Origin of the sequence: Halomonas sp., from assembly GCF_029263665.1 — a bacterium.
Classification (GTDB): Bacteria; Pseudomonadota; Gammaproteobacteria; order Pseudomonadales; family Halomonadaceae; genus Halomonas.
This window is the reverse complement of the sequence record NZ_JAJUFQ010000011.1, coordinates 127,890-134,429: the sequence shown is the minus strand read 5'-3', so window position 1 is coordinate 134,429 and position 6,540 is coordinate 127,890. Positions and strand designations below refer to the sequence as shown.

Genomic DNA, 6,540 nt, shown 5'->3' with positions numbered 1-6,540 from the left:
GGGGTCTCCCCATGTGAGAGTAGGTCATCGTCAGGCATCTATTCGAAAAAATCCCCCGGATACGTCCGGGGGATTTTTTTTGCGTCGAGCCACGAGCCACGAGCCACGAGCGATGGGCACGCTACGCTCGGGCCGCGAGCGGTTCCTTGCCATCATGCTGCTCGAGAGAGGTGATCTTGCAGACTTCCCTAGGTGGTGTCTTTTCTGATGCTTTCCACTATAGGAAATATCCTACAGGCTAGTGAGTAGCTGCTTATGGATTCCCGATTGTTGAATGCGGAATATTGGGCTTCAAGATATCGGTATCGGAAAGGAGCTGTGATGAGAAAAGTATATAAGAAATACAAGCTTAGTGATGACGTCACCATACAGGTGCTTTCCTGTTCGGATCAGCAATTGACTGCCAAATTGTGGTTTTCAGGGAAAGGTTTTCCCAGTGGGCATCACCATTCGAATGAAGAAGTTAATGTTTTCGTGTCTGGCGAGTTCAATGCTATCACTGGAAGTGAAGCCATCAAGGTGGGTGCAGGAGATGCGGTGACTGTCCCTCCTGACGTTGAGCACAACCTTGAGTGTTTAAGTGGAGAGGGCGTGTTGATCTCAACCTGGACGCCTCCTCGACAGGATTTCATGGAAAAATTCATGGAAGTCGAGAATGGCTGATGCGGGGGCGCAATAGCCTGGTATGGGCCGCCAGGTGTTTTGTGCTCTGGCCGACAGAACCCCGGCTATCGAGAGATAGCCGGGGTTCCTGTTTCATCTACAAGATGCCTCAAGCTGGAGTGTCACGGGTGAAAACCAGGGTCTTGCCCTGGGACTCTGCAGCATTGAACCGATAACCTGCGACATTGAAGTCCTTGAGTCCATCCACTTCCTCCAGGCGCTTGTGGATCATCCAGGCTGCCATCAGACCACGGGCTTTCTTGGCATAGAAACTGATGACCTTGTACTGGCCGTTCTTGAGATCCTTGAACACGGGGGTCACGACTTCGGCATTGAGTTTCTTGGCGTCGATAGCCTTGAAATACTCATTGGAGGCCAGGTTGATCAGTACGGGGTTGCCGCTGGCAGCAATAGCCTGGTCGAGCTCTTTGGTCAGGAACTCCTTCCAGAAGGCGTAGAGGTCCTTGCCTGCGGGATTTTTCAGTCGTGTACCCATTTCCAGGCGATAAGGCTGAATCAGGTCCAGAGGACGCAACAAGCCATATAGGCCGGACAGGATGCGCAGGTGACCCTGAGCGAAGGCATTGTCACCCTCATTGAATGTATCGGCCTGCAGGCCGACATAGACATCACCTTGGAATGCCTGGGCAGCGACCTTGGCGTTGCTAGGCGTGAAGGGTGTTTGCCATTCCATAAAGCGAGCGGCGTTGAGGCCAGCAATCTTGTCACTGACACCCATCAGCTCAGAAATCTGCGCAGGAGTATAATCACGCAGAATATCGATCAGCCTTTGGCTCTGTTGCAGGTAATCCGGTTGAGTATGGGTGTCGGTAGTGGCAGGGGTCTCGAAATCCAGCGTCTTGGCTGGTGAGATCACGCTGAGCATGGCCTCTCTCCTGAGGTCGTTGTTGATAGCAGTGCTAACGTTTGAACGCTAAGAAAACCAGGTCCCATTGTAACAAGCCCCGGGCTTGACCGGGACTATGGGCCTGATAGTCAAGGACCTGCTATCTCGATACCTGTCATTTCGATACTCGGCACTGAATCAAGGGCATGGGTTGGGAGTAGCTGTATGAATTGATTCAATGCCTTCAAGAACTTCCTCGGACAGAGATAATGCCTCGCTGGCCAGGTTGCTCTCCAACTGTTCCATTGTTGTGGCGCCGATGATATTGCTGGTCAGGAAAGTGCGAGAGTTGACATAGGCCAAAGCCATCTGGGCTGGGTCGAGACCATGCTCCCGAGCCAGGGTCACATAAGCGTGTACTGCGCGTTCGGCTCGTAGGGAGGTGTAGCGTTTGAAGCGCTCGTACAGGGTGAGGCGACCCTTGGGAGGCCGGGCTCCGTCCAGGTATTTTCCCGAGAGCACCCCAAAGGCAAGCGGTGAATAAGCTAACAGGCCGACGTTTTCACGATGGGCAATTTCCGCCAGACCGACTTCATAGGTGCGGTTGAGCAGGTTATATGGGTTCTGCACGGAAGCCACTCGAGGGAGCCCCAGTTTATCGGCCAGATGCAGACAATGCATCACTCCCCAGGGAGTCTCATTGGATAACCCGATTGCGCGGATCTTGCCTGCATCGACCTGTTCCTTGAGTGCCAGGAGCGTGTCTTCCAGAGGAATATGCTGTTCATCCTCGTTGTGGGTATAGCCCAATCTGCCGAAAAAGTTGGTATGGCGGCTTGGCCAGTGCAACTGATAGAGATCGATATAGTCGGTCTTCAGCCGGGTAAGGCTGTCTTCCACTGCGCGTTGAACATGCTCGCGGGTAAAGCGGGAACCATCTCGGATATGCTCCATTCCCGGGCCAGCAATCTTGGTTGCAATAATCACATCATCGCGGGTGCCTCGACCCTTGAGCCAAGAGCCGATGTACTGCTCGGTACGACCTTGGGTTTCTGCCCTGGGAGGCACAGGATACATCTCGGCGGTATCAATGAAGTTAATACCGAAGGCGATAGCTCGGTCGAGCTGTTCATGAGCTTCTGTTTCGGTGTTCTGTTCACCGAAAGTCATGGTACCTAGGCACAGTCGGCTGACATTGATGCCGGTGTCACCAAGGGGACGCGTCTGCATGCTGACTCCTTGAAGGGGATAGGGTGGACATCCCGTGGCATATTGCCGCGGGAGGGAGCATGGCGCTGCTATAGCGCAGGTAATGATGAGCTCGCATGGTACATCTGGCCGAGATTAGCCTGCAAACATTGAGGGGTTGAGTCGCTTCGACCTTAGGCGTATGCTTGCCGCCCTGTCGTGGAGGAACTTACGGCACAGTTTTCGTCTTGACGGAATGGCTTGCTGGTCACGGGATGGTGGCTGGCCATGTTTCCGAATTCTTTGGACCCAGGATTATTGTCATGCAGCAGGCATCATCCCTGAGGACGCGGCTCGAGTATCGCTTGGCCCAGCAGCTGTTTCATACTAGCTGGTTGCCTCACTCGCCGCGTACTCAGAAGCTGACCATGCGTTTGTTCCAACGTTGTGCGGAAGCCGGTCATCCGGCAGCTTTGTCGCTATATGGTCACATGCTGTTTCACCGCTCTCGAGCTCCTCAGGATAAGGCGCGCGGTGCTCGCTACGTACTTCAGGCTGCCCATGGCGGTGATACTGATGCTCAGTACCAAGCGGGCCAGATCCACGAATTTGGCTGCGCTCTGTACCCGCCGCGTCACGACCACGCGGTTACCTGGTATGCCCGAGCGGGAGAGGCTGGCAATGCGTTGGCTGCTTCTCGTCTGGAGCGAGCCTATCGACTGGGAGAGCTCTCCTTGAATGTTGATCAGGGCAAGGCGGCCTACTGGGCCGGTCTAGCACAGGCTCGCAAAGAGGCTGTGCAGCAAAGCGATCAACTGGACAAGATGGAAGCTGAAAAGCGACACTAAGGGCACTCTACGAGGACAATCACCTTGACTGTCCCTATGGTCACCTTGAGGATGTCGCAACCCGTGACGCTACCGACACTGCTGGATATCGAAGCGTCCGGATTCGGACGCGGCAGCTACCCCATCGAAGTTGGCATTGCTCGCCCTGATGGCAGTGGCTGTGCCTTTTTGATCCAGCCTCTCGAAGAATGGACACATTGGGATCCCAAGGCTGAGTTGCTGCATGGCATTTCCCGGGCACGGCTTGAGCGCGAGGGGTACCCCGTGCGTCATGTAGCTCAATGGTTGAATGACGAGCTGCATGATATCGGCATCGTCTACAGCGATAGCTGGGGCTACGATAACACTTGGCTGTCACTGCTTTTCCATCATGCCGGCATGCTCCCTCGATTCCGACTCGAAGCATTGCGTCGCCTGCTTGACGAGCGCCAGATGGCGATCTGGAGCGATGTAAAGGAAGCCATGCTCGAAGAGGGTGATATTCGTCGGCACAGAGCAGGTGACGATGCCAGGTTGCTACAGCTGACCTATGCTCGCACTTTGAAGCTCAGTGCCGAGGACTGATTGCCACTCTGGTCACTCTTGTGGGCCTAGCCTGGTGAGGGAGCGGCACTAAGCTGCTTTTCCAGCGTGCTCAGCAAGGTCTCCGGGGTGGATTCGCTGAAAAGTTCTGCTCGAGTATCGGCATTCAGGAAGCCTTTGGCCACCGTCGTGTCGAGAAACTCCAGCAAGGGACGATAGAAGCCGTTGGTGTCGAGTACACCGATGGGTTTGTCGTGAAGGTTCAGGTAACGCCAAGTCCAGGTCTCGAAGAATTCTTCCAGGGTGCCGATCCCTCCTGGAAGTATAGCGAAGGCGTCGGCACGTTCCGCCATCTGTGCCTTGCGTTCATGCATGTCTGCGACCTTGATCAGTTGAGTCAGGCCATGATGTGCCTGTTCTCTGTTCACCAAGTGGTGTGGCATGACGCCGATCACCTCCCCTCCTGCCTCCAGGGCAGCATCTGCCAGGGCCCCCATAAGGCCAACACTAGCGCCACCATAGACCAGCCCATGACCGCGCTCGCCAAGGCATTGGCCGAAACGGCGCGCAGCGGCCATGAACCCAGGGTCTTCACCCTGTCGAGAGCCAAGATATACGCAGATCCTTGCCATGGGATATCTCCTTGAGGACGGCATTGCAACAAGTCTCGTGTGAAAAGAGAGACAGCTAGGTAATGAGGCTTTTCTTTATCGCGCTGGGGATTGCTCTGGATCCTTGGCGCTAGGGCAGCAGGTCGATGATGCCATAGTGCTTGTCGAGCCATTGGCCAATGACGTTGCTGCCGCAAAGATGGTGGGCATATTGTGTGTGCAGGCAACGTACCTGATCGTGATTGGCAATACCGCCAATGCCTCGTTCGCGCAGGATGTCTGTATAGCCCAAGTGTTCAACGGCAGTCCGCTGGGTGTCGCTCATCAAGCGCCAGCGGGTATCAATATAGTCCTGATGGCTGGCATGGTAGGCGGCACGGAAGTCGTCATCTTCCTGCAGCCGTGCTTCCAATGACTTGATGACGCCAGCAGCCTCGATGCGTGACAGCTCGACCTTGAGCAACCCGGAACTCAGCCAGAACAGGGTCGGAAAGGGTTTACCGTCAACGATGGGTGCCATGCGCAATACCAGTGGAGTGCCCTCTCCATCTGTGGCTGCAAGGGTCTCGATACCACGAGGAGCGCGGCCCAGCTGTTCGGCGATGATGGCCAATTGGGCCTCGTCAGGTGCTGTCTCGGGGCGGATTACCATCAGGGTTGTCTCTTACGAATTTCGTGGAGCGCCCCACCGCGCGATAAAAGGCACGGCTGAGCTGCTCGGGAGTGGGGACGTAGGCTTGCTCACGCTCGATATATTCGGCTGCGCGAGAGATCAGTACGTCATAAAGTCGGTTAAAGGGGGCATCATAATCGTAGGGATCAGCCCCGAACAAGCGGATATGAGGATAGTCGGCGAAGCGTTCGAAAAACCAGGCTTCCAATGCCGCTTCGGCTGCCTGGTGCCGTTCCTTGGCCTCGGGCTCAAGCCATAGAGTATAGCGAATCGCCATAGTGTTCCCGGTCAACGAGAGATCGGTGCCAGACGTGCACCGGTCAATTTGGTGAGGTCATCTGGGGCCAAGCGGATCTCTAGGCCGCGACGTCCCCCCGAGACATGAATGGCCGGGTAGTCCTGGCAGCTGATATCAATGAAGGTTGCCAGGCGCTTCTTCTGGCCCAGAGGACTGATGCCACCAACCACATACCCCGTGGCTCGTTCGGCATCCTGCGGCTCTGCCATGCTAGCCTTGCGTGCACCTGCTGCTTTGGCCAGGGCCTTGAGGTCGAGTTGACCCGCGACGGGAACAATAGCTACCACCAGCTTGTCGCCATCTAGCCGAGCCAGCAGTGTCTTGAATACTTCCCGTGGGTTCAGACCCAGCACTTGTGCGGCTTCTTCTCCGTAAGCCGGAGAGCGGGGATCATGTTCGTAGCTGACGACATCGAAGGTGACTCTGGCTTTTTCCAATGTCTTGATGGCCGGTGTCATGCGGGCTCAGTTTCTCTTGTCTCGAGATGGGACTCCAGTGCCTGGCGCAACTCTCCTTCAATGGGAATGGCGCTTTTGGTCTGGTGGTCAAAGTGTACCATTACGGTATGTCCAGTATTGGTCACCTGTCCATTCTGATGTGCTTCCTGGGTGACGGTAAAAGAGCTATTGCCCAAGCGTGAAATATAGGTATGGATAGTGACGTCATGCCCGTAATGAAGTTCCGCATGATAGTCGACTTCCACTCGTGCCAGGATGAGACGCCATTGGCGTGGATCTAGGTTGGGGGTGAACAGGCGGAACAGCTCATTGCGAGCCAGTTCGAACCAGGCTGGGACTCGAGTGTTGTTGATATGGCCCAGGGCGTCGGTGTCATAGAACGCTGGTTCAATGGTGCAGGTCATCATGAGTGCATGTCCCCCTAATTGTTTA

10 protein-coding genes are annotated in these 6,540 nt (G+C 55.3%); 3 read left to right on the top strand and 7 right to left on the bottom strand.

From position 1 onward, the window contains the following. Positions 1 to 321 precede the first annotated feature (321 nt). Entirely contained in the window at positions 322 to 663 is a 342-nt protein-coding gene (locus tag Q1K07_RS12825) for a cupin domain-containing protein (protein WP_300311381.1), read from the top strand. A 109-nt stretch (positions 664 to 772) separates the two neighbouring features. Here the strand turns inward: Q1K07_RS12825 and yaaA are convergent, their stop codons facing one another. Then, positions 773 to 1,549 carry a peroxide stress protein YaaA gene (gene yaaA, locus Q1K07_RS12820; RefSeq protein ID WP_300311379.1) on the bottom strand — a complete coding sequence of 259 codons (777 nt, stop codon included), beginning with the start codon at positions 1,547 to 1,549 and terminating at the stop codon, positions 773 to 775. A gap of 159 nt (positions 1,550 to 1,708) precedes the next feature. Then, complete coding sequence (locus tag Q1K07_RS12815; RefSeq protein ID WP_300311377.1) at positions 1,709 to 2,740, bottom strand: NADP(H)-dependent aldo-keto reductase; 1,032 nt, start codon at positions 2,738 to 2,740, stop codon at positions 1,709 to 1,711. A gap of 281 nt (positions 2,741 to 3,021) precedes the next feature. On the opposite strand from Q1K07_RS12815, the gene Q1K07_RS12810 reads away from it, so the two are divergent. Both Q1K07_RS12810 and Q1K07_RS12805 read left to right on the top strand, forming a co-directional pair. Beyond that, on the top strand, positions 3,022 to 3,546 hold the full coding sequence (locus tag Q1K07_RS12810; protein WP_300311375.1) for a sel1 repeat family protein: 525 nt from the start codon (positions 3,022 to 3,024) through the stop codon (positions 3,544 to 3,546). 51 nt (positions 3,547 to 3,597) lie between these two features. Beyond that, positions 3,598 to 4,110 (top strand): hypothetical protein, encoded by a 513-nt coding sequence (locus Q1K07_RS12805; RefSeq protein ID WP_300311397.1) that lies wholly within the window; start codon positions 3,598 to 3,600, stop codon positions 4,108 to 4,110. A gap of 26 nt (positions 4,111 to 4,136) precedes the next feature. Here the strand turns inward: Q1K07_RS12805 and Q1K07_RS12800 are convergent, their stop codons facing one another. The 5 genes from Q1K07_RS12800 to Q1K07_RS12780 form a co-directional block, all read right to left on the bottom strand. Next, positions 4,137 to 4,700 carry a TIGR00730 family Rossman fold protein gene (locus Q1K07_RS12800; protein WP_300311373.1) on the bottom strand — a complete coding sequence of 188 codons (564 nt, stop codon included), beginning with the start codon at positions 4,698 to 4,700 and terminating at the stop codon, positions 4,137 to 4,139. A 109-nt stretch (positions 4,701 to 4,809) separates the two neighbouring features. After that, a complete protein-coding gene (locus Q1K07_RS12795; protein ID WP_300311371.1) occupies positions 4,810 to 5,331 on the bottom strand; it encodes a DUF501 domain-containing protein in 522 nt (173 codons plus the stop codon). Then, positions 5,303 to 5,629 (bottom strand): hypothetical protein, encoded by a 327-nt coding sequence (locus Q1K07_RS12790; protein ID WP_300311369.1) that lies wholly within the window; start codon positions 5,627 to 5,629, stop codon positions 5,303 to 5,305. Before Q1K07_RS12790 ends, Q1K07_RS12795 begins: the two co-directional genes overlap by 29 nt. Positions 5,630 to 5,640: 11 nt before the next feature. Then, positions 5,641 to 6,108: a Cys-tRNA(Pro) deacylase gene (ybaK, locus tag Q1K07_RS12785; RefSeq protein WP_300311367.1), complete on the bottom strand. Its 468-nt coding sequence runs from the start codon at positions 6,106 to 6,108 to the stop codon at positions 5,641 to 5,643. Next, positions 6,105 to 6,515 carry a thioesterase family protein gene (locus tag Q1K07_RS12780; RefSeq protein WP_300311365.1) on the bottom strand — a complete coding sequence of 137 codons (411 nt, stop codon included), beginning with the start codon at positions 6,513 to 6,515 and terminating at the stop codon, positions 6,105 to 6,107. Before Q1K07_RS12780 ends, ybaK begins: the two co-directional genes overlap by 4 nt. Between the last annotated feature and the right edge of the window lie 25 nt (positions 6,516 to 6,540).